The 22,477-nt window shown below is 34.2% G+C and carries 24 protein-coding genes; 19 read left to right on the top strand and 5 right to left on the bottom strand.

Going from position 1 to position 22,477, the window contains the following annotated elements; translation table 11 throughout:
• The first annotated feature begins 46 nt into the window (after nt 1-46).
• From rnr to tsaB, 8 genes are all read left to right on the top strand, one after another.
• Complete coding sequence (gene rnr / locus BBI01_RS15400; protein WP_065395542.1) at nt 47-2,200, top strand: ribonuclease R; 2,154 nt, start codon at nt 47-49, stop codon at nt 2,198-2,200.
• 37 nt (nt 2,201-2,237) lie between these two features.
• Nucleotides 2,238-2,537, top strand: coding sequence for a hypothetical protein (locus tag BBI01_RS15395; RefSeq protein ID WP_065395541.1), 300 nt, complete (start codon nt 2,238-2,240; stop codon nt 2,535-2,537).
• A 167-nt stretch (nt 2,538-2,704) separates the two neighbouring features.
• Nucleotides 2,705-3,076 carry a hypothetical protein gene (locus tag BBI01_RS15390; RefSeq protein WP_065395540.1) on the top strand — a complete coding sequence of 124 codons (372 nt, stop codon included), beginning with the start codon at nt 2,705-2,707 and terminating at the stop codon, nt 3,074-3,076.
• A gap of 207 nt (nt 3,077-3,283) precedes the next feature.
• A complete protein-coding gene (locus BBI01_RS15385) occupies nt 3,284-3,970 on the top strand; it encodes a LysE family translocator (protein WP_065395539.1) in 687 nt (228 codons plus the stop codon).
• The gene (locus BBI01_RS15380) at nt 3,967-4,896 is read left to right on the top strand and encodes a S66 peptidase family protein (RefSeq protein WP_065395538.1); all 930 of its coding nucleotides are present in this window, start codon (nt 3,967-3,969) and stop codon (nt 4,894-4,896) included. Before BBI01_RS15385 ends, BBI01_RS15380 begins: the two co-directional genes overlap by 4 nt.
• A 40-nt stretch (nt 4,897-4,936) precedes the next feature.
• Nucleotides 4,937-5,308 carry a YraN family protein gene (locus BBI01_RS15375; RefSeq protein ID WP_065395537.1) on the top strand — a complete coding sequence of 124 codons (372 nt, stop codon included), beginning with the start codon at nt 4,937-4,939 and terminating at the stop codon, nt 5,306-5,308.
• Between the two features lie 120 nt (nt 5,309-5,428).
• Nucleotides 5,429-6,178, top strand: a complete 750-nt coding sequence (locus BBI01_RS15370; protein WP_065395536.1) for an SDR family NAD(P)-dependent oxidoreductase — start codon at nt 5,429-5,431, stop codon at nt 6,176-6,178.
• Nucleotides 6,179-6,261: 83 nt separating this feature from the next.
• Complete coding sequence (tsaB, locus tag BBI01_RS15365; RefSeq protein ID WP_065395535.1) at nt 6,262-6,936, top strand: tRNA (adenosine(37)-N6)-threonylcarbamoyltransferase complex dimerization subunit type 1 TsaB; 675 nt, start codon at nt 6,262-6,264, stop codon at nt 6,934-6,936.
• A gap of 59 nt (nt 6,937-6,995) precedes the next feature.
• Here tsaB and porW read toward each other — a convergent pair whose 3' ends face one another.
• The 4 genes from porW to BBI01_RS15345 form a co-directional block, all read right to left on the bottom strand.
• On the bottom strand, nt 6,996-9,587 hold the full coding sequence (porW, locus tag BBI01_RS15360; RefSeq protein WP_123862155.1) for a type IX secretion system periplasmic lipoprotein PorW/SprE: 2,592 nt from the start codon (nt 9,585-9,587) through the stop codon (nt 6,996-6,998).
• A gap of 149 nt (nt 9,588-9,736) precedes the next feature.
• Nucleotides 9,737-10,300 carry a Maf family protein gene (locus BBI01_RS15355; protein ID WP_065395534.1) on the bottom strand — a complete coding sequence of 188 codons (564 nt, stop codon included), beginning with the start codon at nt 10,298-10,300 and terminating at the stop codon, nt 9,737-9,739.
• 10 nt (nt 10,301-10,310) lie between these two features.
• Nucleotides 10,311-10,829, bottom strand: a complete 519-nt coding sequence (locus tag BBI01_RS15350) for a KdsC family phosphatase (RefSeq protein WP_065395533.1) — start codon at nt 10,827-10,829, stop codon at nt 10,311-10,313.
• Complete coding sequence (locus BBI01_RS15345) at nt 10,819-11,571, bottom strand: Rossmann-like and DUF2520 domain-containing protein (protein WP_065395532.1); 753 nt, start codon at nt 11,569-11,571, stop codon at nt 10,819-10,821. Before BBI01_RS15345 ends, BBI01_RS15350 begins: the two co-directional genes overlap by 11 nt.
• Before the next feature lie 182 nt (nt 11,572-11,753).
• Here BBI01_RS15345 and BBI01_RS15340 point away from each other — a divergent pair, with 182 nt between their 5' ends.
• The 6 genes from BBI01_RS15340 to lepA all read left to right on the top strand — a co-directional run bounded on the left by BBI01_RS15340 (nt 11,754) and on the right by lepA (nt 17,583).
• Entirely contained in the window at nt 11,754-12,305 is a 552-nt protein-coding gene (locus BBI01_RS15340) for an RNA polymerase sigma factor (RefSeq protein ID WP_065395531.1), read from the top strand.
• A gap of 16 nt (nt 12,306-12,321) precedes the next feature.
• Complete coding sequence (locus BBI01_RS15335) at nt 12,322-12,870, top strand: hypothetical protein (protein WP_065395530.1); 549 nt, start codon at nt 12,322-12,324, stop codon at nt 12,868-12,870.
• 9 nt (nt 12,871-12,879) lie between these two features.
• Nucleotides 12,880-13,389 carry a hypothetical protein gene (locus BBI01_RS15330; protein ID WP_065395529.1) on the top strand — a complete coding sequence of 170 codons (510 nt, stop codon included), beginning with the start codon at nt 12,880-12,882 and terminating at the stop codon, nt 13,387-13,389.
• Nucleotides 13,390-13,484: 95 nt separating this feature from the next.
• Nucleotides 13,485-14,510 carry a hypothetical protein gene (locus BBI01_RS15325; RefSeq protein WP_065395528.1) on the top strand — a complete coding sequence of 342 codons (1,026 nt, stop codon included), beginning with the start codon at nt 13,485-13,487 and terminating at the stop codon, nt 14,508-14,510.
• Nucleotides 14,511-14,637: 127 nt separating this feature from the next.
• The gene (locus BBI01_RS15320; protein ID WP_065395527.1) at nt 14,638-15,660 is read left to right on the top strand and encodes a glycine zipper 2TM domain-containing protein; all 1,023 of its coding nucleotides are present in this window, start codon (nt 14,638-14,640) and stop codon (nt 15,658-15,660) included.
• Nucleotides 15,661-15,786: 126 nt separating this feature from the next.
• The gene (lepA, locus tag BBI01_RS15315) at nt 15,787-17,583 is read left to right on the top strand and encodes a translation elongation factor 4 (protein ID WP_065395526.1); all 1,797 of its coding nucleotides are present in this window, start codon (nt 15,787-15,789) and stop codon (nt 17,581-17,583) included.
• A 46-nt stretch (nt 17,584-17,629) separates the two neighbouring features.
• Here the strand turns inward: lepA and BBI01_RS15310 are convergent, their stop codons facing one another.
• Entirely contained in the window at nt 17,630-18,268 is a 639-nt protein-coding gene (locus BBI01_RS15310) for a DUF1579 domain-containing protein (RefSeq protein WP_065395525.1), read from the bottom strand.
• A 122-nt stretch (nt 18,269-18,390) separates the two neighbouring features.
• Here BBI01_RS15310 and BBI01_RS15305 point away from each other — a divergent pair, with 122 nt between their 5' ends.
• The 5 genes from BBI01_RS15305 to BBI01_RS15285 all read left to right on the top strand — a co-directional run bounded on the left by BBI01_RS15305 (nt 18,391) and on the right by BBI01_RS15285 (nt 22,455).
• Nucleotides 18,391-19,086 (top strand): NUDIX hydrolase, encoded by a 696-nt coding sequence (locus BBI01_RS15305; protein WP_065395524.1) that lies wholly within the window; start codon nt 18,391-18,393, stop codon nt 19,084-19,086.
• Between the two features lie 328 nt (nt 19,087-19,414).
• A complete protein-coding gene (ybiA, locus tag BBI01_RS15300; protein WP_065395523.1) occupies nt 19,415-19,957 on the top strand; it encodes a riboflavin biosynthesis intermediates N-glycosidase in 543 nt (180 codons plus the stop codon).
• Nucleotides 19,958-20,186: 229 nt separating this feature from the next.
• Nucleotides 20,187-20,522: a hypothetical protein gene (locus tag BBI01_RS15295; protein WP_065395522.1), complete on the top strand. Its 336-nt coding sequence runs from the start codon at nt 20,187-20,189 to the stop codon at nt 20,520-20,522.
• Between the two features lie 2 nt (nt 20,523-20,524).
• Nucleotides 20,525-21,379, top strand: coding sequence for a hypothetical protein (locus BBI01_RS15290; RefSeq protein ID WP_065395521.1), 855 nt, complete (start codon nt 20,525-20,527; stop codon nt 21,377-21,379).
• A 5-nt stretch (nt 21,380-21,384) separates the two neighbouring features.
• Nucleotides 21,385-22,455, top strand: a complete 1,071-nt coding sequence (locus BBI01_RS15285; RefSeq protein WP_065395520.1) for an adenylosuccinate synthetase — start codon at nt 21,385-21,387, stop codon at nt 22,453-22,455.
• The last annotated feature ends 22 nt before the right edge of the window (nt 22,456-22,477 follow it).

Below are 22,477 nucleotides of genomic sequence, written 5' to 3'. Positions count from 1 at the left end.
GGTAATCTTCAAAAGAAAGATTATTTTTAATTAAAAGAAAGTTAAAATGCCAAAAAAAAGAAAATATATAAGTCATAAAAATGATTTGAAGCTGATGGAAATCGGAAGATTGATCCTTCGCTTCATGAATGCAAATTCATCAAAAATTTATAATTATAAGCAGATAGCTGATGGTATAGAATACAAGAATCCAAGACAAAGAGAACTTGTGATTCAGGCACTGCATAAGCTTCAGGGATCTGAAAAGATCAAAGAAGTAGAAAGAGGAAAGTATATCGTAAACCTGAAAATTGCAGGAACATTAACAGGAATTATTGATTTCAACCAAAGCGGGAATGCTTATGTAAATGTAGAAGGATTGGAAGAAGATGTTTTCGTTCATGCTAAAAATGTAAAGGATGCTTTGCAGGGAGACAAGGTTCTTATTATAACTTATCATTATAAAGGAAAGAAGCTGGAAGGGTCCGTTTTGGAAGTTTTGGAGAGAAACAGAACTGAATTTGTAGGTACTTTTCAAAAGGTTGCTCACAAGGATTTTGGATTTGTGGTTGGGGATAAAAAATCAATCAATACAGACATTTTTATTCCGAAAACAAAATTCAATAATGCAGAGGATGGAGATAAGGTAATCGTTAAGATGACAGAATGGAAACCTGGCGATAAAAATCCTGAAGGAGAAATCATACAGGTATTAGGTGCTCCGGGAGAACATGAAACGGAAATCCACGCTATTCTTGCCGAATATGGGCTACCTTATGAGTTTCCACAGGAAGTAGAATTGGATGCGGATAAAATAGACAGAAGAATCACTGATGAAGAAGTAGCAAAACGCTGGGATATGCGTAACATTTGTACGTTTACTATTGACCCTAAAGACGCGAAAGACTTTGATGATGCTTTGTCCATGAGAAAACTGGAAAACGGAAACTGGGAAATTGGGGTTCACATTGCGGATGTTTCTCATTATGTAGTTCCGGGAACCATACTGGATGATGAAGCGTATCAGAGAGCCACTTCAGTGTATTTGGTAGACAGAGTTGTGCCCATGTTGCCTGAAGTATTGAGTAATGATGTGTGTTCTCTTCGTCCAAATGAAGATAAGTATACTTTCTCTGCTGTTTTTGAACTGAATGATCAGGCAGAAATTCAAAAACAATGGTTTGGAAGAACTGTGATTCATTCAGACAGAAGATTTACCTACGAAGAAGCTCAGGAGCGTATCGAAACAGGTGAAGGAGATTTGGCTGAGGAAATCAATGTTCTTGACAGATTGGCTAAGATCATGCGTAATGATCGTATCAGAAAAGGAGCAATTACCTTTGACAGAAGTGAGGTAAGATTCAATTTGGATGAAAATAATGAGCCAATTGGGGTTTATTTTAAAATCAGTAAAGATTCAAATCACCTGATCGAAGAATTTATGCTTTTAGCAAATAAAAAAGTATCAGAATTTGTATCTCTTACAAGAAAAGGAGAGATTACTCAGAATACATTTATTTATAGAGTTCACGATGATCCGGATCCTGCAAAGCTGGAATCGTTAAGAGACTTTGTTTCTACTTTTGGGTACAAAATGAATCTTGCGAATACCAAAAAAGTTGCAGAATCTCTGAATAAACTTCTTCATGATGTAAAAGGTAAAGGGGAAGAAAATATGATTGAAACTCTTGCGATGAGAAGTATGAGTAAGGCAGTATATTCTACAGAACCAATCGGTCACTACGGGCTTGGATTTGATTATTATAGTCACTTTACTTCTCCTATCCGTCGTTATCCGGATTTATTGGCTCACCGTCTTCTTCAGCATTATTTGGATGGTGGAAAATCTCCAAGCAGACCAGAACTTGAAGAGAAAGCAAAACATTGCAGTGCTATGGAAAGACTGGCTGCTGATGCAGAAAGAGATTCTATTAAGTATATGCAGGTGAAATTTATGGAGAAACATCTTGGAGAAACATTTACAGGAGTTATTTCAGGAGTTGCAGAATTTGGTTTCTGGGTTGAAGTTCCTGAAAACGGAGCTGAAGGTCTTATCAAACTAAGAGATCTTGTGGATGATTCTTATATGTACGATGCAAAAACACACGCTGTTTATGGGATAAGACATGGTAATAAATATCAGTTGGGAGATCAGGTTCAGATCAAAGTAGTGAAAGCTAATCTTATCCAAAAGCAATTAGATTTCAAGATTGTTGAGTAATGACCAATAAAATAAATCTAATAGGAAAATAAATTCTATGAAATCAAATTTCAGTAAATTTATAGAAGATTTGGAAAATTCTCAGAAAAAATTTTGGAATGAAAAATACCCCAAAATGGGTTTTGATGAAAAGAAAAAATATTGGCTGGCAAGTACACATAAAGGAATGCGAACGCAAGGTGAAGCTTTAGGAGATGAATACTCAGAGTTTTCTAAAGGATGGTATGATTTTGCGAAAGAGCACGAACCTGATTTTGATGAAATATTTGATTATGTAACCAAAAACTTAGGCTTTGAGTTTGACTGGGAAGAATATAATAAACGAATTGAAAATTAAATTTATATCCTCGTTCTTTGTAACGGGGATTTTTTCAATTTTGAAGACAGTAATAAAATCATAGACCACAGTAAAGCTAAGTTATTATTAAAAAGAAAATTCAAAAAAGGATATTTTAGACTTACAGGAATGTCTATGAGATAAAGCTAATTAAAAAAAATATTAACATGAATCTAGAAGAGTTAAATAAAAAAATAGAGAAGGAATATAATGAATATCTTTCTGGATTAGGCTCTTCTAAAAAAGTAAATCATTTAAAAGAAATTCAAGAATTTGATAATTCAATGAATAAATTTTGGAAAGAAGAATACCCCAAAATGGGTTTTGATGAAAAGAAAAAATATTGGCTGGCAAGTACACATAAAGGAATGCGAACGCAAGGTGAAGTTTTAGGAGATGAATACTCGGAGTTTTCTAAAGGATGGTATGATTTTGCGAAAGAGCACGAACCTGATTTTGATGAAATATTTGATTATGTAACCAAAAACTTAGGCTTTGAGTTTGACTGGGAAGAATATAACAAGCGAATTGAAAATTAAATTTATATCCTCGTACTTTATGACGGGGATTTTTTATTTGTCTTCTCTGGCTTAAAGGATTTCCTTTTATTGCTTCTCTTCTTAAAAATTAAGTCCAAATAGTTGCTAAAATAAAAGTTGATATATCACATCTTTATTGAATAATTAAATCATAAAGTCTAACTTTGTATAAAACGGAATGAATTTTTTCATTTTTAAATTTATTAAATGCTTGAACTTGTACTATCTGCCGTCATATTAGGATTCATGTTGAGTCTGGTTTTTATAGGACCTATATTTTTCCTGTTAATTGAGACCAGTTTCTCCAGAGGGCCAAAGCATGCTTTATCGTTGGATCTTGGGGTGATTACTGCAGATTTACTTTGTATTGTAGCAGCTTATTATGCCAGTGCAGATATTGTTACTTTAATTGATAAACATCCGGGTTTTTACAGGATTACTTCTATCCTGATTTTTATTTACGGGATTGTAATGTTAGTAACAAAAACCAAAATGCATATGCCTGGTGAAGAAAAGATCATTAGTCAAAATTATATCAAAACATTTTTTAATGGTTTTTTCTTTAATCTTTTGAATGTTGGAGTCATTCTCTTCTGGCTGGTAACGGTAATTTCCGTAAGGAATCAATACCCGGACACCAGCAGTTTTATTTTATACATAAGCATTGTCATTGCTACTTATCTTTGTATAGATTTAGCCAAAATATTTCTGGCAAAACAGTTTCATGATAAACTTACTCAAAAATTAGCCAACCAGATTAGAAGAGTTGTTGGTGTAATTCTTATTATATTCAGTTTCTTTATCTTCCTGCAAAGTTTTAAAAAGTTCAATCAATTTGAGAGACAACTGGAAGAAGCCGAGAAAAAAGAAGTAAAATATCAAAAAACAAAATGAAAAAAATTATCTTTCCAAAAGCCCTTAAAAAAGGGGCTAAAATTGCTGTTATTTCCCCTGCCGGAGCTGTAGATGCCACTCAACTTGAAAAGGGAATACAATTAATTAAAAGTAAAGGATTTGAAACTGTTTTAGGAGAACACCTTTATACCAAATTTTCGAATGGTTACAATTATGCCGGAACAGAACAGGAAAGAATAAAAGATATCAACTGGGCTTTAAATGATAAAGAAATAGGAGCAATATGGGCTTCACGAGGAGGATATGGATGCCAGCACCTGGTCCAGCATTTAAAACTTAAAAACTTTATACAAAATCCGAAATGGTACATAGGATATTCCGACAATACCGTTATTCAAAGCTATCTGTTGAAAAAAGGATTTGCTTCCATTCATGGGCAGACAATAAAAACTTCAAGTTTTGGAGTTACAGATGAAAGCTATGATCTTATCTTTGATATTTTAAAAGGAAAAACGCCTAAATATAGCTTACAATCCCACAAATTAAATAGAAAGGGTAATATTGAAGGAGAACTTGTTGGAGGTAATCTAGCGCTTATTTATGCCCTTCTGGGAACCAAATACTCTTTTGAGTTTAAAGATAAAATTTTATTCATTGAAGATATCGGAGAGAACTTTTATGCTCTTGACCGAATGATTATGAGTTTGGAACTTGCCGGGGTTTTCAGCAAAATAAAAGGACTTGTTGTAGGTGGAATGACCAATATGGGTGATGAAAAAGACAATAAAGATTACGAAGCAAGCTTTGATGGATTTGCTTATAAACTGATCGCCGAAAGAATTTCAAAATATAAATTCCCTGTAGTATTTGGCTTTCCAAATGGACACATCAAAGACAATAGACCATTATTAATCGGTGGTACAGCTAAGGTCAAAATCGGAGATAAAGTAAAGATCGATTTTTAAAAAATTACTCACCGGATTATCATATACTCAAGCGAAAAATATGGCTAATCATAATGACTTTGGAAAAATAGCAGAAGATCTCGCAGCTGATTATCTTCAAAAGAATGGCTATAAAATACTGTCCAGAAACTTTCGCTTTCAAAAGGCTGAAATAGATATTATTACTGAAAAAGATGACTTAATAGTTATTGTTGAAGTAAAAGCCAGATCTACCGATGCATTCATGCTGCCTCAGGAAGCTGTGACCAAAACAAAGATTAGGTCTGTTGTTTCTGCAGCTAATCATTATTTAGAGGAATTTAACCGTCAGAATGAAGTGAGATTTGACATTATTTCCGTTCTCCCTGATGAGCAAAAAAACTTAATGATTGATCATATCATCGATGCATTTCAGGCATTTGATGCAAATTAACAATACAATATATAACAATGAAATATATCAATTCAGCAAAATACCGATGTAACAATACATATCAAGCATTGGTAAATTGTGAGGCTGATACTTTGTTATATTAAATAAATAATCAATTTTATGAAGACAATATTAATCACAGGAGCTACTTCCGGAATCGGAAAATCTACAGCAGAGCTTTTGGCAAAACAAGGAAACAGAATCATTATTTGTGGAAGAAGAAGTGAAGTACTGAAAACTTTAAATGCTGAATTATCTCTATTTACTGAAGTTTTTAGTTTAATGTTTGATGTAAGGAATCTGGAAGAGGTAGAGGCAGCTATTAATTCACTTCCTGAGGGGTGGAAAGATATTGATGTTCTGATTAATAATGCAGGCAATGCTCATGGGCTTGATCCTCTTTCATCTGGTAAGACTGATGATTGGGACTCGATGATAGACGGAAATGTAAAGGGACTTTTATATGTCTCTAAAATGATTATTCCTGCTATGAAAACTAAAAATTCAGGTCATATTGTAAATATTAGTTCCGTTGCAGCGAGACAAACTTATGCAAATGGGGTTGTATATTGTGCGACAAAAAAAGCAGTAGATGTTATTTCTGAAGGAATGAGATTGGAGCTTACTGAATTCGGGATCAAGGTTACCAACATCCAGCCGGGAGCAGTAGAAACAGATTTTTCTTTAGTGAGATTCAAAGGTGATAGTGAAAAAGCTGCAACAGTATACGCGGGTTATGAAGCCTTAAAAGCAGAAGATATTGCAGATGCCATTGCGTATTGTATAAACGCTCCAAAACATGTTACTATTGCAGATATGTGCATTTATCCAAGTGCTCAGGCAGAACCAAGAACGATTTATAAAAAATAGTCTCAAAATAAAGGATTAAATTTGCAGAATATTAAAAGCGATTTTGCCTTTAGCAATCTTGCAGTTTAGCTTAAAATAAGAAAATGAAAATTCTATATCTTGAAACTTCTTCTAAAAACTGTTCAGTAGCCGTATCAGATAATGAAAAGTTACTATGCCTGTGTGAAGAAGTTTCCGAAAACTATAAGCAGTCTGAAAGTCTTCACTCCTATGTAGAATGGGCATTGGAAGGAGCTGGAATTTCACTTAAGGACATTGAAGCAGTTTCTCTCGGAAAAGGACCTGGTTCGTATACTGGTCTAAGAATTGGTGCTGCCTCTGCAAAAGGCTTCTGCTATGGATTGAAAGTTCCCTTTATTGCTGTAAATTCTCTTGAAAGTATGATAGAGCCTTTTTTAGGCAATAACTATGATCTTATAATTCCATTGATCGATGCAAGGAGAATGGAGGTTTATACAGCCGTTTATGACGGTTCTACAGGAAAAGAGCTATCCCAGACCGAAGCTAAAATTCTTGATGAAACTTCTTTTGAAGAATTTAAAGACAAAAAAGTAATTTTTGTAGGAGACGGAGCCAAGAAAGCAAAAGATATTTTAAACCTTCCCCACGCGGATTTTAAAGAAGAGATCTACCCTTCTGCACAATATCTGATCAAAAAAACTCTTGAGAAGATAGAAAATAAAGACTTTGAGGATATGGCTTATTTTGAACCTTTTTATCTGAAGGATTTCCATGGTGTAAAGAAAAAAGGCTCATAAAATTTTAATCGAAAAAGTAATTACATAAAAAAGCGAAGATTTATTCTTCGCTTTTTATTTTATTTAGAATCGCCCGGACCACCCTCCGGAACGTTTGATTTTGGTTTTTGCCCTATTCCTGTTCCCATTTGTTGTCCTGCATTGTTAATAGGATTCTGAGGCTGATTCACATCCAGATTCTGACTATTATTTAAACTGCCAGGTTTTTTAGGAATCCCATTATTCATCACTGGCTGATTATTATTTTGATTTCCTTGCTGAATTGGAGAAGCTGGTTGAGGCATAACAGGATTTCCTTTATTATCCGTTGCCTGAAAGCTTAGATCACTTTTCAGGTAGTTCAGCATTTCTTTTGCTCTGATACCTTCAGGTGTTTTTGCATAGCTTAAAGCGATTTGTTCAAGCTGAAGTATCATTACCTCTTTCCCACTCGATTTTCCGGTATTAAAAGCATTTAAAAGGTTTAATTTCGGAACTAGTGCATCCTTTGGATATTTCTGAAGTGTCTGATCAATAACAGCTTTACTTTCTGCAAACTTTTCGGATTCATACAAAGCATATGCCCTCTTGTACTCACTCTCCACATCTTCTGAAGATTTTACAAATGAAGTGTTTTTAGGGTTTCTAGCAAATTCAGCATAAGAAGTATAAGGATAATCAGTCATAAGGATCTGTTTTGCCCGTTCCGATGCCTGAGGATTCTTTTCATAGTTCATGGCAAAGATCTCATACAAAGCTTGCAACATTACCTTTTCTTCCGGTTTTACATCTACAAGATCATACAGCGTTTTCGTAGCCAAAGGTGTATTGGTAAAGTAATTCTGATACATGATACCAAGACCAAGAGATGCTGTATCCCTATCTTTTTTAAGCTGTGAAAGTTTTCCCTGATCTGTAGGAATCTGTTCAATATAGTAAGCCGGTTCAAAACGTCTTGGGTTAGGCGCAGAAGTTACTCCTAAAGCTTCATTTTTCATATCATCAAGCGAAGCCATTTTCTTGGAAAAACGCCAGTTATCTGAAAGCGCTCTGTCTCCCCAGATCTGCTTAAATGATGCTGTACCTTTGCTTATTGTACCTGTATTACTGAAATAAAATCCTTTAGTAGTTACTCCAAAGTCTTCAAATGCATTACCGGTTTTCGCAAAAAGTGAATTGGCATTATAGTCTCCGGTATCAAATCCTTTGCTCCTTTCAGCTCTTCTTCTCTCCTGTTCTTCTTTTTCTTCTTTGATTTTTAGCTTAGCAATATATTTTGAGAAAAAATCCTGTCTCTGTCCGTCATTCATCTTTGCCAAGGAAAGAATACTGTCGTTCTTTTTGATCAGATAATAGTTCTTAGAGATTTTCTTGATGTATGCAGACTGATCCTGTAATAAGACTTTTGAAGGCTGATAGGTCATTACGGAAAGTGCTGAATCATAATAGCTTCCCGCACCTATGTAATCATTTTTTTCAAGGTAGCTCTTCCCTATCTCATAGTAAGCCAATCCACGAACCTGAGGATCAGACACCTTTTCAAATAAAGATTTTCTGAAAAACTGCTGTGCTTCATCTTTCTTTCCCGCCTTATTTGCCATTAAGCCTAAAGCATAGTAGAATTCATTCTTTCTGGAACCATACGTTCCTTTTTTACTGATACTTTCCAGATAATTTTTTGCTCCGTTATAGTCTCCTTTTCCATTAAAGGTTTTTGCGATCGCAATTTGGGATTTTACTTCAAATTCAAAATCATTAGAATACTTATAGGCAGATGCATAACTCTCTCTCGCTCTATCATTTTGCCCTAAATTTTCATACACCTGACCTCTCAGATAAGCAATTCTACTCTTTAATTTCCTGTTGGAATTCAACTCAAAAGCCAAATCAAGTTCCTTTGCAGCCTCTTCAGTTTTTCCAGCATCTAAAAGAGATTCAGCATAATAAATACTCAAAAGTTTAGCATACGTCTTATTAATCTTCTCTCCTCTCAGTTTAGCAAAAGTTTCATGTGCTCTGTGATAATCCTTGATTTTATCATAAGCAACACCCTGATAAATTCTCGCCAATGGAATTCTTTTGTCATCTTTCATGCGGGTAAACACAGGGTTAAGAGCATCTAAAGCTTCCAAAGGTTTATTCTGATAGATTCTTGACTGTACAAGAATCATATATGCGTCAAAAATCTGTTTATTTTTTTCTTCACCATTTCTGGTAACTGAATACTTGTTAATCGCTTTTAAAGCCTTTGCTTCAGCAATTTCCAGTGTTGTAGCACCTTTACTTAGTGAATTGCCATCGGAATTTGTCTGATTATTTCCAGGAGGTCCCTGCATATTAGGAATACCGGAATTGTTTCTGGAGGAAGGTCTGTTCGCTACTTCAGCCATTTTCATGGAATTTTCTGCAAAAGCAGCAGTTTGCCCAAGATCACTTCCTAAAGGCTGGTCTTCAAAAGTAAGAATAGGAATATAAGGAGCATAAAAATTGTCCTTATGTCCTTTATCTCTTGATGTAAACTCACTGTTCAATGCATCTTTAGCATTAAAAAGAGTGTTGTAATATGTGGAAAACCCTTTCAGAAGCTTTGATCGCTGTTCCGGCTTTTTTGTTTTGGTAGCACAGGAAGCAACGAGACAGATCACTAAAAGGAATAAAATATTCTTTTTCATTATTCAATATAACTCGCTAATCTGCTTTTTATTATCGGCAGTTTGATGATTTTGTAAAAATAATAAAATTTTATAATGAATAATATTTATATTTCCTGAAGAAACATTTTATTTATCCTTAAATAAAGATCAGGAAATTCCATAATTATTTAAATTAGAGACGTTTCTTTCAATATTTTATAAACAATATGAGTGGGAAGCCCCATTATGGTATAAAAACTTCCTGTTAGTTTAGTAATTTTCGCCATTCCAAGCCATTCCTGAATACCGTAACTTCCTGCTTTGTCAAAAGGCTTATAATTTTGAATATAATATTGAATTTCTTCATCACTGATCTCGTCCAGTGTTACATCTGCAACATCAGTCTCCGTAAAAATTTTATTAGATGTTTTAATAGTGATTCCCGTATAAACCTGATGAGTTCTTCCTGAAAGATTTCGAAGCATATTTTGAGCGTCGGCTTCATCTTTTGGTTTTCCAAGGATTTGATTGTCAATGGCAACCACAGTATCAGCAGTCAATAAAACTTCATCATCAGCTAAATTTCTGAAAGCAGATGCTTTTAATTCAGACAAATAAGCAGCTGCGTCTTCTATCCTAATATTTTCAGGAAGGATTTCTTCGCAGTCAATTTTTACAACGTCAAATTCAAAACCCAGACTTGAAAGAAGCTCTTTTCTTCTGGGGGATTGTGAAGCTAAAAGTAATTTCATCACTTACTGATTATATAGATTGAGTATTATCATCGTGCCAGTTGCCCTGTACCTTCATTACTTGTTCAATAACATCGCGAACGGCACCGCTTCCACCCTTTTTTGGTGAAATATAATCCGATACACCTTTTACTTCAGGCACTGCATTTTCAGGACATGTAGCAATTGCCGATTTTTCTAAGATATGGATATCCGGAAGATCATCACCCATCGTTAAAATTTCCTCATTCTTAAGATTATACTTCTTTTTGAAATCTTCAAAATCCTCAATTTTGTTGTGAGATTTCGGATAATAATCCTGAATTCCAAGATAGTTGATTCTGTGTTTTACCATTTCATCATTACCACCGGTAATGACTCCGATTAAATAATTGTTTTTTAATGCTTTAACTACTGCATAACCATCCAGGACATTCATTACCCTACTCATATTTCCTCCCGGCATCAGATACACGCTTCCATCTGTGAAAACTCCGTCTACATCAAATACAAATGCCTTTATATCCTTTAATTTCTCTTTATAACTCATACATTTTTTGAATTGAGTGATTCATTGTCTTATAAATTTCAAGACTTTCTTCGTCTTTTATTAACTGCTCATGTAATTGTAAAACTCTAAGATCATTTCTTACAGCCGGACCAGTCTGTGCCTCTTTGGGTTCTATTTCATGAATCTTTTGCACGGTTTCATCAATCAGAGGTAAAAAATAATTAAACGGAATTTCCTGGGAATCAGAGATTTCTTTTGCTCTTGAGAAAAGGTGATTCACAAAATTACAGGCGAAAACAGCTGTAAGATGAATATACTTTCTTTTTTCATGATTGCTTTCCATTACATTAGATGAAACTTTGGAAGCAAGTTCAAAAAGAACTTCTTGATCCTCCTTATTTTCTGTTTCAATGAAAAAAGGAATTTTTCCGTAGTCCAGCTCCTTTGATTTTGAAAATGTCTGTAACGGATAAAAACTTGCCTTTCTGTATTCTCCTACAAGAATTTCTTTTGGAAGAGAGCCTGAAGTATGAGCTACAAGACAATCCTTTTTGGTAATGATTTTCGAAACTTCTTCTACAGAATTATCACTTACACAGATGATATATAATGTAGCATCTTCCAAAGAATCTGTGGAAAAAGGAATATTGAGTTCTTCAGAAATTTTACTTAATTCTTTTTCGTTCCTGCCAAAAATCTGAATGGGATAAATTCCATTCTGAATAAAGGCTTTTGCCATGTGATAGGCAACATTTCCGGAACCGATAATTACAATTTGCATATAACAAATATAAGATTTTAAGCTGAAGCAGGAAAGGAAGGAGGATGCAGAAAGTTTAAAGTTCAATATAGGCACGTTTATTGCGTAACTGTCTCATATTATTTTTAATATTTACACTGAAAATTGAATAAGTAATTTAACTTTCAGTTATTTTTGTAATCCAAAACAATGAAAGGCATCTTATGAAGATTAAGGACGCGGAAATTATTTCGTTGATGCAAAATCCACGGACACAGGATAAAGGTGTTCGTGCCTTGATGGATGCCTATCAAAGTAGATTGTACTGGCACATAAGAAGAATTATTGTAGACGGAGATCTTGCTCAGGATACTTTGCAGGAAACTTTTATTAAAGCTTACCAGAACTTTCACCAGTTCAAAAACGATAGCCAGTTGTATACCTGGTTGTACAGAATCGCTACCAACGAAGCACTACAGCAGGTCAACAAACTGAAGAAAATGCAGAAGACGGACGAAGATCCGGAGTATCATATGCAGAATCTTGTTGCTGATAATGTGGAAGGAGATGCCGAAGAAATACAGATTTTATTGCAGAACGCCATACAAAGCCTGCCGGAAAAGCAGAAGCTTGTATTTATGATGCGGTATTATGATGATTTACCCTATGAAGAGATATCTAAAATTGTAGATATGTCGGTAGGAACTTTAAAAACGAATTATCATTATGCCAAGCAGAAAATAGAAGATTATATTAAGGAAAATTACGAAAGATAATTTTGACCAAACAAAGATGAAAGAGTTCGATATTGAAAAACTAGAACGTAAAAACATTTACACAGTCCCTGATAATTTGTTTGAAAATATTCAGGAGAGGGTTATGAATGACATAAAGACAGAGGAAAAAGCACCGGCGCCTGTCTTTAAATTAAACTGGATGTATGCTGTAGCTGCATCAGTGGCTCTGATCTTTGGAGTAATTTTTGTGTTCAATTCTAATAATGATTCTGTTCAAAACAGGTTGAATTCTAAAGAAACATATGCTATCAATAAAGGAGAACCTCAAACGGACGGAGAACTTGCATATGAAACATTAAAAGCTGATTTAACTTCTGTTGAAAATAACAATCAAACATTTGTAAATCAGAAAAATAACACAAAAGCGAATTTTGTAAGTAATAGCGAAAATGAAAAGGAAACAACTTCACAAAATGTTGTAAAACCTGTGAAGAAAAAAGAAGAAACCAGAATGAATGAATATCTGGATTCGTTTTCTAATTCTGAAATTGCAGAATTGGCAAGTAACTCAACTCAGGACGTTTATTTGGATTTATATAATTAAAAAAGGAAGATGAAAAAGATAATATTGACGTTTTTTATTATTTATGGCTTTGGCTTAAATGCTCAGAGAACGGATTATGACTGGAAAAAGATGGATCCTAAACAAAGAAAGGAGGTCATCAATAATCTTTCTCCTGAAGAAAGGAAAGAACTGCTTAAGAAATTCAGGAATAATATGATTATGGATAATCTGAATGTAGATCCGGGAGATAAAGCTGAATTTACACAGCTTTATAATGAATATCTTGACAGTCAGAAACAGATAAAAAGTCAGTTTGATCCTAGTTTTAACCCTGAAACTTTATCAGATGATGAAGCTAAAGCTAAGCTGCAGCAAAGTTTTGAAATAGGGCAGAAGCTTTTGGATAACAGAAAAAAATATGCAGATAAAATGCAGCAGGTAATTCCCTGCCAGAAAGTTCTGAAGCTGTTTCAGTCTGAGGGTATGATGAGAGATAAAATGAATGAAAGAAAACCTCACGGAAACAATAATGCTACGGGACCTAAACAAAACCCATAATAGTTTATTTTTTTAATGTTGGACGGCTCTTACAAATCTTTTTGTGAGAGCCGTTTAATTATTTATAAGATTTTTTAATTTTGTAAAAAACAACTATGAAAATAAAACTGTTATTTCTTTTATTCCCCCTATTTATTTCTGCCCAAAAATATCAATTTATCGAACTCAGAAAAAGTATAAAAGATAAAAATCATCATGCTAAATCTCTTACTTTACTTGACAGAAGAGAAGATAAGTTTATAGGAATTGTATCTCATAGAAAAGACCCTTATGAAGTAAAATTTGAAAAAGATGACCTTGAAAAGTTATTTTCAGACTGGTTTATAGAATATAATAAAGAGGGTGGACATAATCAATATTTCTTTATGCTAGAGTATTTAAAAGTTAAAGATGTACCAACAGAAAAATCGGTTAAAGGGCATTTGGAGATGCGGGCATCAACTTTTCTTAAAAAAAATAATCAATACTATTTTCTTAAAAAGAATAGAATTTCAAAAGATTATTATCTGAAAGATCACGCTTATATTACAAGGGCAATAGCCGCCAATATATCATCAGAAATATCTAGTATTATAAAGGATTCTTACGATATAAAAGAATTTAATATTCCAATTTCTGAGATGCAAATGGAAAATTATGAAAAGGTAATATCTGAACAGTTGCCTATTTTTAGTTTATCGTCTTTTAAAGATGGTGTTTATAGAGATTATAAATCATTTGCAGAACAAAACCCCGATAAGGAGCTTATCGTAAAAAAGAATAAAGATGGGGTAATTAAAGGCGTGAAAAGAGTTGATGAATATGATAATTTAAACAAAGAAGTTTTTGCAGTTGTTGATAATGGAGTTGCCTATAAAAAAATCCCAACAAGTATTATTGAAATTGAAAAAGATAATAATGGTTTCTTTATAATGACATCTGAAGAGGAATTATTTCCACAGAATAATACAATGACCATTACAGGAGCAGCAGCTTTTGGTTTAATAGGCGGTTTAATAGGGGCTGTAATAGATGCTGCTTCCTCAAAAGCCCGTAAGCAAAATGCAAAGTACTATAGAGTGGGAATTGATGCTCTCACTGGGGAATATATTTTACCAGAAAATTTTGGTAGATTAAAGTAATATGCTACGGGACCTAAACAAAACCCATAATAGTTTATTTTTTTAATGTTGGACGGCTCTTATAAATCTTTTTGTGAAAGCCGTTTAATTATAGCCTTAAATGTATATTTTTGCGAAAAAATAATCAATGAAAAAAATATTTCTATTTCTGATGCTAAGTGCTTTATTATCCGCTCAGAGAACAGAATTAGTAGAGCTTAAGCAAAACATTAAGGATAAAAAAGGAACTACAAAATCAATAACATTTATAGATAACAGACTGGATAAAGAAATAGGGACGGTAATTTATAATAAAGAGATAGTTGACATCAAATTTGCTAATGAGGATCTCAAAAATCATATTGAAAACTGGTTTCAGGATGATAATAAAACAAAAGGAAATAATGATATTGTAATATTACTGGAAGAACTGAAAGTTGATAATATAGAAAGGGAAAATAAAAATTCTATTGGAAAGACCAAAATTAAGCTTTCAAGTTTTATTAAGAGAAATGACAAGTATTATTTCCTGAATAGAATTAATAATATTTTTACTTCTGAACCAAGGCTGACCCCTAATGTACCCAAAAATATTGCGAATAATATTTCAAGTTCAATTTCAGGTCTTATTAAAGAATCTTACACGAGTTTACCTATTGCAGATGCAATTCCTGAAAGTGAGCTAATGAACTATGAGAATTACCTGAACAAAAAAATTCAGGCTTATAACGCTACGGAATTAAAAGAAGGAGTATATAAAGATTTTAAATCATTTTATGCTCAGAAACCGGAATTTGGATATTATACAGAAAAGAATAAAAAAGGAATTGTTTTAAGAGTAAAATACAGAGATGAAATCGTTTCAAATGAAAATGTATTCGGATATGTAGAAGGAGGGAAGGCGTACAAGCTTACTCCTGTAGGCTATTTAGAAATGACAAAAGATGATAAAGGCTTTTTTGTAGTGGCGACAATGGGAGAACTTTATGGTGCAAACACGTCTAGCGGATATGGTGTTATGATTGGTGCTATGGCGGGAGGAATTGTAGGAGCTCTTATCGGAGCGGCTATTGATTCCGGTTCCACAGCCAGAAGACCGAGTAATATGGATACTTCGGAGATGCCGAATGTATATCTGGATTCTTTGACAGGGAAGTATATTTTTGATTAAAAAATTAAACTGATACTTAATATACCCTAAATTCTGAAGGTTATTTTAAATAAATTCATACATTAAGATTATGAAAGACAATAATCTCTCGCTTTTTTTTATCTTTGCAAATTACAAGATTCTTAAATGAAAAACATACGAAATTTTTGCATAATCGCTCATATCGACCACGGTAAAAGTACCTTGGCAGACCGTCTTTTGGAGTATACGAATACTGTTACCCAAAGAGAATTACAGTCTCAGACGCTTGATGATATGGATTTGGAGAAAGAACGTGGGATTACTATTAAATCTCATGCGATTCAAATGGATTATGAGTATAAAGGAGAAAAATATATTTTAAACCTGATTGATACACCGGGACACGTTGACTTCTCTTATGAGGTTTCCCGTTCAATTGCTGCCTGTGAAGGAGCGCTTCTTATTGTAGACGCGGCTCAAAGTATTCAGGCACAAACGATCAGTAATTTATATTTAGCCCTGGAAAATGATTTAACGATTATTCCTATTCTAAATAAAATTGACCTTCCGTCTGCGAATCCTGAAGAAGTAACTGATGAGATCATGAACCTTATCGGATGCGAATATGAAGATGTATTGAGAGTTTCTGGAAAGACTGGAGAAGGTGTCCACAATTTATTAGAACAGATCGTAGAAAGAATTCCTGCACCTGTAGGGAATCCTGATGGTCCGCTTCAGGCTTTGATCTTTGACTCTGTATACAACCCGTTCAGAGGAATTGAAGCTTACTTTAAAGTGGTAAACGGAAGCATCACTAAAAATGAAAAAATCAAATTCTTTGCTACTGGAAAAGAATATGGAGCAGATGAGGTAGGTACTCTAAAACTGAAGCAGGTTCCAAAGAAAACCATTCAGTGTGGAGATGTAGGATATTTGGTTTCAGGGATTAAAGATGCTCGTGAAGTAAAAGTAGGAGATACCATTACCTCTTTTGATAAGCCGGCAGATGGTCCTATTGATGGTTTTGAAGAAGTAAAGCCAATGGTATTCGCAGGGATTTATCCAATTGATTCTGAAGATTTTGAAGAATTGAGATTCTCTCTTGAAAAATTAAGACTGAATGATGCTTCTTTAGTTTTCGAACCGGAAAGTTCAGCAGCTCTTGGTTTTGGTTTCCGTTGCGGATTCTTAGGAATGCTTCACATGGAAATTGTTCAGGAACGTCTTGACAGAGAGTTTAATATGAACGTTATCACAACGGTACCGAACGTTTCTTATTTTGGATATACTAAAAAAGAACCTGAAGTTCCGATTTTGATCAACAATCCGTCTGAAATGATGGATCCTTCCACAATGGATAGAGTAGAAGAACCTTTCATTAAAGCTTCTATCATTACAAAATCTGACTTCGTTGGAGCGGTAATGACTCTATGTATCGAAAAAAGAGGAGAGATCGTTAACCAAAGTTATTTAACATCAGAAAGAGTAGAGTTAATTTTCAATATGCCTCTTGCTGAGGTTGTTTTCGACTTCTATGACAGACTAAAATCTATCTCTAAAGGTTACGCTTCGTTTGATTATCATCCAATCGGATTCAGAGCTTCCAAGCTTGTAAAAATGGATATCCTGATCAACGGAGATATGGTAGATGCTCTTTCATCATTGATTCACGATTCTAATGCTTACTATATCGGTAAGAGAATGTGTGAAAAGCTTCGTGAACTGATTCCAAGACAACAGTTTGATATAGCTGTTCAGGCAGCATTGGGAACTAAGGTTATTGCCAGAGAAACCATCAAGGCATTAAGAAAAGACGTTACCGCAAAATGTTACGGAGGAGATATTTCCAGAAAGCGTAAACTTTTGGAAAAGCAGAAAGAAGGTAAGAAGAAAATGAAGCAGATCGGTAGAGTAGAAGTACCACAATCTGCGTTCATGGCAGTATTGAAACTGAATGATTAATATTATCATAAAAACAAAACCCGCATCATATGATGCGGGTTTTGTTTTACTTTTTACGGGTGAATTTTATTTCCATGGTCTTCATCTCCTTTCCGGTTTTAGGATTAGGACCGTACATTTCTAAAGTATGGTTGTTATCATCAGTAAAAGTATAAACTTCCCTTACTTCACATTCCTTTCCTGGCTGGCTTGGGTCTGTCATTTTTCCTTTAAAATCAATTGACTTTTTGGCGGGATTCCAATCACCTTCAGCATGCATTAATCCTGTTCCCATATTATCAATCCAGGTACTCACAAACTTTTTCTTCGTATTATCATATCCCATGATGCTCATTCCTTCGAATGGCATTCCCATGAAATTTCCTTTATAATTACTTACCTGATAACGACCGTCAAAGATCATTTTATTAGTACATTCAGAAGTACTGGTAGCAGCTTTTCCGCTGTCATCCATCCACATACTCGTTGCACCGGTCCAGTTTCCATCAAATTTTGCCAGCATTTTGTGCATATCACCAGGGGTTGCGTATTCCATCCATGCCTTTGTAGCTGTTGCAGAGTCTACAGGCTTCCATTCAGAAGTTGTAGAATCTTTCTTATCCGAATTTCCGGATGCTGTTGTTTTATTTTTCTCGCAAGCTGTAAATATAAAAGCCATTGAGATAATTGCTAGTAAATTTTTCATAAATATTTAATTTTAAGTTGGTTATATTAATAACATAAAGGTATGAACTTTTATTATATGTAAAATCTTTTTATTGTTATGAATAAATTGTAGCTTTGCGTATTCATAACGCAAATAAACTTATGGAGTCTCCAAAAAAATTACAGGATATCAAAGTAGCGGTAGATGCCGTTATTTTTGGATATTTCGATAAAAAAGACCTTCAAATCCTTTTGATCAAAAGAAATATAGAACCTTTTAAAGGAGGTTGGGCTCTTCCGGGTGGGCTGGTTCTCGATGATGAAAATCTCGATGATGCTGTAAAAAGAGAGCTGCATGAAGAGGCGGGCATAAAACCTGATTTTTTAGAACAACTCTATACATTTGGTAACGTAGGTAGGGATCCGAGGAATAGAGTGGTTTCTGTAGCTTATTTGGGGCTTGTAAACCCTTCTTATCACGAACTGTTTGCAGACTCCGACGCGGATGATGCACAGTGGTTCAGTATCAACAATCTTCCCACTGTAGCTTTTGATCATAAAGGGATTATTGATATTGCTTTAAAAAGACTTCGTACCAAGATCCAATACCAGCCTATCGGTTTCAACCTTCTGAATGAAGAATTCCCTTTCTCAGATCTTGAGAATCTTTATAAAACCATTGTAGGACAGGAAATAGACCGTAGAAATTTCCGTAAAAAGATCATGAGCTATGGATTGCTTAATGAAACCAATAATGTTAAAAAAGAAGGAAGCGGAAGACCAGGTAAACTATTCACTTTCAATCAGGAAAAATATAAAGAGTTGGAAGAACAAGGGTTTTACTTCGAAATCAAATAGTTTTTTAAACACAAATGACACAAATCTTTTTCACGAATAATCACAAATTTCTATGCTAGATGCTAATAGAATAGTTCATGTTAAAATATATTATACAAATAATATCAAGGAAAATACATTCAATAGAAACGGGCTTTAGCCCGTTTTTTTATGGACAAAAATTCCATTGGCTTTAGCCGAAACCTAATATGTTATTATCATTTGTAATTATAATAATTAAATTTTATTGTTGATAATCAGTTGATTATGTTTATTAGTGTAAAATTGACACAAATAAATTTGGAAGATAAATTGATATTGCATTACATTTGCGTAGAAATAACACAATATGAAATACACCATACAAAATATTAAAGACAAATTTCAAAAGAAGCAAAGGATAAAATTTTTGTTTTTCTGGGGGCATACTGTAAAAGATGAAATTACCAAATCATGTTTTAGTCAATGGTTTTCAGGAAATTTTGAAGAAGATGGGATTATATATAAAACAGCAGAACATTATATGATGGCTGGGAAAGCCCGATTATTTAATGATCCTGAAACACTGGAAAAAATACTACAATCACCCAGCCCGAATCAGGTAAAAAGTTTAGGAAGAAAAGTTAAAAACTTTGATCCGGTTGTCTGGAATGACCATAAGTATCAGATTGTAAAACGAGGAAACTTTTTAAAATTTTCTCAGAATAAAAAGTTTAAAGATTTTCTTTTATCTACAAATGATAAAATTCTGGTAGAAGCAAGTCCTTATGACACGATCTGGGGAATTGGAATGCTGGAAACAGATTCAAGAGCAGAAAATCCTTTATTATGGAACGGGGAAAACCTTTTAGGATTTGCTTTGATGGAAGTAAGGGATGAATTGAGAGGGTAAAAACACAAACCAAACACAAAATATTAATCATGAAAAAACAAAACTCTACCCACAGATTTTTTTGATTGAGGATTCTTCTTTTAAAGACTGAACACTAAGAATAAATCGCTTTATTACAAGATAAAAATTTAAAGAACAGATATAATGGATTCCTGTTAAAATGAATGCAGGATTATTGGATAATTATGTCTTTTTTAATTAGCGTAATAATAACACAAAAAAATTAAATATGGAAGATGAATTAAAACCAAGATTTATCCAATCATTACAGAGAAATAATGATCAGATCAGAGAAGACCGGGCGCGAACAATTGGAGAAGATTCAGAATTGATCTACAGACGCAAGGTAGAAGATATTGAACTCAAGATAAAGAGGCTTGAGCGGGAGCAGGAAGGACTTATTGATATCAGCCCTTTGGATAGAAACAGTTTGACTTTTGCGGATTTTAATCCCGAAGCATTCGTTCAGAAAGACATGGAATTATCATTAACAATCAGAAATCTGAATATTCAGCTCGAAGTTACCCAAAAACGATTTGAATATTTATTTGGAAAAACATTTTAATCATGGGAAGCACAAGATACGATATAGACGCTCGTTATAACAGAGCAAGCAAAGCAGGTTACGGAACAAAATCCGCAAGTGAAATCTTCACTCAGAATGCCGAAAGAAAAGCACATAAAACAATGATTCCTAATGGTATTTCATTTAGGGAATCCAGAGATTCTGAAGTACATCCAAACACAGTTCCTATTATCTTAGGACTTGATGTGACAGGAAGCATGGGACACATTCCTCATGAATTAATAAGAGAAGGTCTTCCTAAACTGATGGGGGGAATTATTCAAAGCGGAGTACCGGATCCGGCATTACTTTTCCTGGGAATCGGAGATCACGAGTGTGACAGCTACCCATTACAGGTAGGGCAATTTGAATCAGGAGACGAAGAACTGGATATGTGGCTTACCCGTACGTATATAGAATCCGGAGGTGGAGGAAATGCCGGAGAAAGCTATTTATTGGCTTGGTATTTTGCCGCTTTTCATACAAGAACAGATGCCTTTGAAAAAAGAAATCAGAAAGGAATTCTGTTCACCGTAGGAGACGAACCTTGCTTAAAAGTACTTCCGGCATCCGCAATCAGGGAAATTATGGGTTCGGGACAACAAACTTATACTCATTATGATCTCTTGGAAGAAGCAAAGAAACGATATGAAATTTACCATATCAACGTTCTTCACTCAGATCAGGCAATGAGAGCAAACAGGGATTGGATTGAACTGTTAGGAGAAAACTGTATATCGATAAAAGATCATAAGGAAATACCGGATGTTATTAAGAAAATTATCTGTGAAAAGTTTAAAAATAAAACATACACAAATACAGACTCAGAAGGATTAGATAAGGTACAAATGCTTTAAAGATTATGAAAAAGGCGCAAATAGTTATAGGATTAGGTTTTGGTGATGAAGGAAAAGGAATCACAACAGACTTTCTTGCCAGTCAGAATCCGGATTCTGTGGTTATAAGATTTTCAGGAGGACAGCAGGCAGCTCATACGGTAATGATTGATGATAGAAAACACGTTCATTCCAGCTTTGCAAGCGGTGCGCTTCGTGGTTTACCATCCTATTTTACGGAACATTGTACTATTCATCCGGAATTTTTACTGAATGAAAGAGAAGAATTAAAGTCTCAGAATGGTAATATAGAACTTCATATCCATCCATTGGCAAAGGTGACGACTCCGTTTGATGTTTGGGAAAACAGAACAAATTCAAAAAATCTGGAACATGGAACCTGCGGAAAAGGAGTAGGAGCTACAATGAAGCGAAATGAAAGCCCCTATAAACTATTTGCAATTGATCTTATTGCACCCAAAGAAATGCTGTTGGAAAAACTGAAAGGAATTGCTTATTACTACGGTTTTTTAGAGGAAAATCAGGTTAAAGAACATTTGAAATCTTTTTTAGAAGCGATTGATCAGATAGATTGGAAAATAGATGATTATGAATACCTTAAATCATTTGATAACCTTATTTTTGAAGGAAGCCAGGGAATTTTGCTAGATATGGATCATGGAGTGTTTCCGAATGTAACGTATGCCCACACCACTTCAAAGAACGCATCTGAAATATGCAAACAGCTTAATATTGAAGATATTGAAATGTATTATGTGACAAGAAGCTATGCAACCCGTCACGGAAATGGCTGGATGAGCAATGAAAAAGAGATTATTTTAAAAAACAATGAAGAGGAAACCTGTATCTTTAATGAATATCAGAAAGAACTGAGAGTAGGAGATTTAGACGATAAACTGCTGAATTATGCTTTAAAATTAGACGCCGCTTACACACATTCAACAAAAAAGAATCTGGTAATCACTTGTCTGGATCAGATTGATAAAGAAATGAATTTAGATAAGCTGGATATAACATTTAAAACTGTTTACGGATCATTTTCTCCTTATTCAAAAGACTTTAAAAAGCTTTTTTAATTTACTTTTATTGTGGACGGAA

It is taken from the genome of Chryseobacterium artocarpi (assembly GCF_001684975.1).
In the GTDB taxonomy this organism is placed as follows: Bacteria; Bacteroidota; Bacteroidia; order Flavobacteriales; family Weeksellaceae; genus Chryseobacterium; species Chryseobacterium artocarpi.
This window is presented reverse-complemented; position numbering and strand designations above follow the sequence as displayed.